The 1,907-nt window shown below is 64.9% G+C and carries 2 protein-coding genes and 1 tRNA gene; all 3 read right to left on the bottom strand.

Features of this window, described 5'->3' with window-relative positions; all coding sequences use genetic code 11:
- Positions 1-152: 152 nt before the first annotated feature.
- Entirely contained in the window at positions 153-599 is a 447-nt protein-coding gene (locus tag AB0N06_RS38755) for an SMI1/KNR4 family protein (RefSeq protein WP_366139353.1), read from the bottom strand.
- A 132-nt stretch (positions 600-731) separates the two neighbouring features.
- Positions 732-804 (bottom strand) — tRNA-Gln (locus AB0N06_RS38750).
- Positions 805-882: 78 nt separating this feature from the next.
- Positions 883-1,907: hypothetical protein (locus AB0N06_RS38745; protein ID WP_366139352.1), on the bottom strand; the 1,025-nt coding region annotated here is incomplete at its 5' end.

Raw genomic sequence — 1,907 nt, 5'->3', positions numbered from 1 at the left:
GCCAACCAGGCAGCGGCCGAACCAGTGAACCTGAAACCACATCAACCCGCTCTGACCAGCTAGTCAGTACCACCCGCATAGCGGGGGAACCTCAGGGATCCGGCCCAGGACGAAGCGCTGGAGGGTCTGCGCGTCGGCTGCGTTGTAGGCGTTCAGTGCTTGGTCGCGGCGGGCTGCGGCTTCTGCACGAAGGCATGGAGCTGGCCATGGGTGGTCGGGTTCAAGTCCAGGAACAAGGTGTCGCAGCCGCCGTTACGGGCGATCGGGAGAAGGCCGGCAAGCGAAACCTCGTTGGCAAGCCACCCATCACGGCTGCGGCGGTACTCGCCGAGCAAGGTGCCCCAGCCGTATTCGCCCTTGTCGTCGCGGCCGAGCTGGTGGAGGTCGTCGAAGCTCTGGAACGGCTCCGGTTCACACGCCGGCATGCGGACCGAGTACGGGAAGCTTCCCCCGCCTGCAGCCTCCAGGAACAAGCGATACAAGGCGGGCAGAGGCAGCTCGATCTCCCGTTCGAGATCTTCAAGATCACTGGCCTCGAACGGCCTGAACGGACCCATGACCAGGCGGCTCCGATACCAGCGCGACAACTCCTCAGACACTTCTAGATTCTCGCACCCAGCAGCATCCCCAGATCCGCAAAGGCTCTAGGTTGCTGGACGTTGAGCTGAGCACGTTCATCCGTAGCCGCCTGAGCATTCCAACGAGTACGCGGACACGAGTACGTGAAGGGGCGACGAGGGCAGGATTCGAACCTGCGTCCACCCGGGATCAGAGCCGGGCGCTCCTCCGCAGAGCTTCCTCGTCGCCGCTGTGATCATTGCTGGCAGCTGCCGCGTGGGTCAACTGATTTGCAGGCCGGCCCCGTGCGTTCCATGCCGTCGGTCACCACCACTCTTGAGCGGCAGCACGTTTGTCCTTGCCGGAGAAGACTCCTGCCGACCGAAGCGCGCTGGCCATGAGTGGGTCCGCCACGGCGACGCCGTGCACCAGCTCGGGCGTGCGCCGGAAAGACACGGCTTCAGCCGCCGGCCTGGGGGCGGTCCAGGCGCTGGCCACCGGGTCCACCCGATGCCGGGTGCAGACTGCTTCGACGAGTGAGCGTGGGCATTCCTTCTCAGCCCGGAGGACTTCCCAGGGCAGAGGAAGCTCCGCCCAGATGTAGGTGTCCGGGTGCAGCCCACCTCCGCTCATGCGGTGCCAGTACGCGACGTCGGCAGCCATGAGGCGGGGCACCTTGCCGGGGCAGACACGATCCAGGATGTCGTCCTGGCCCAACTCGCTGAGCAGCGCGAACCAATGTGCTCTGGCCGTGTTCCATGCTTGCGCGGCCTGATTCCACGTCGACGAGTCGTCGCCGCGGCGCACGATCATCGTGTCACGTTCCAGCGGATGCCGGTTCCAGGCGTCTTCCAGCAGATCGGCGACCTGGCGCAGGAATCGGTTCCACCGAACCAGCAACTGTGTGAGGTCCTGGTCGGACACATGGGCCAGCACTTCGGCCGTAGGGTACACATGCGCGACCGCGTGCCAGCAAGTCCGCGCGGGAGCGTCCCTCAGACGCTGGAACACGGCCTCTGCGACCGCGTCGTAGACCTGACGTTGCCGGCCGTTGGTGAAGACACTGCGCATGTAGCCGCGCGCCGTGATGTAGGCGATGAAGGCTGCCGTGTCCAAGTCGGTGGCGAACAGCTCGTACGGCAGGGCGTGAGCAAGCGCGCCTTTGCCGGTCATCGTCACTTCGCGGCGGTGCTGCTCGTGGATGAGCCTGGATCCACCGGCTTGATGCCTGTGGACAGTTTCTCCGGAAACGAGGAAGTGCCTTGTGACCTGCGATGATGGGAGTTCTTCACGCTTCCAGCACGCACGATCGGCAAGGCACTTCCGAGATGCAATCTTCCCATGCCGCA

The organism is Streptomyces sp. NPDC051020 (assembly GCF_040683105.1).
In the GTDB taxonomy this organism is placed as follows: Bacteria; Actinomycetota; Actinomycetes; order Streptomycetales; family Streptomycetaceae; genus Streptomyces.
The sequence above is the reverse complement of the archived record's forward strand: the minus strand, read 5'-3'. Positions and strand labels throughout refer to the sequence as shown.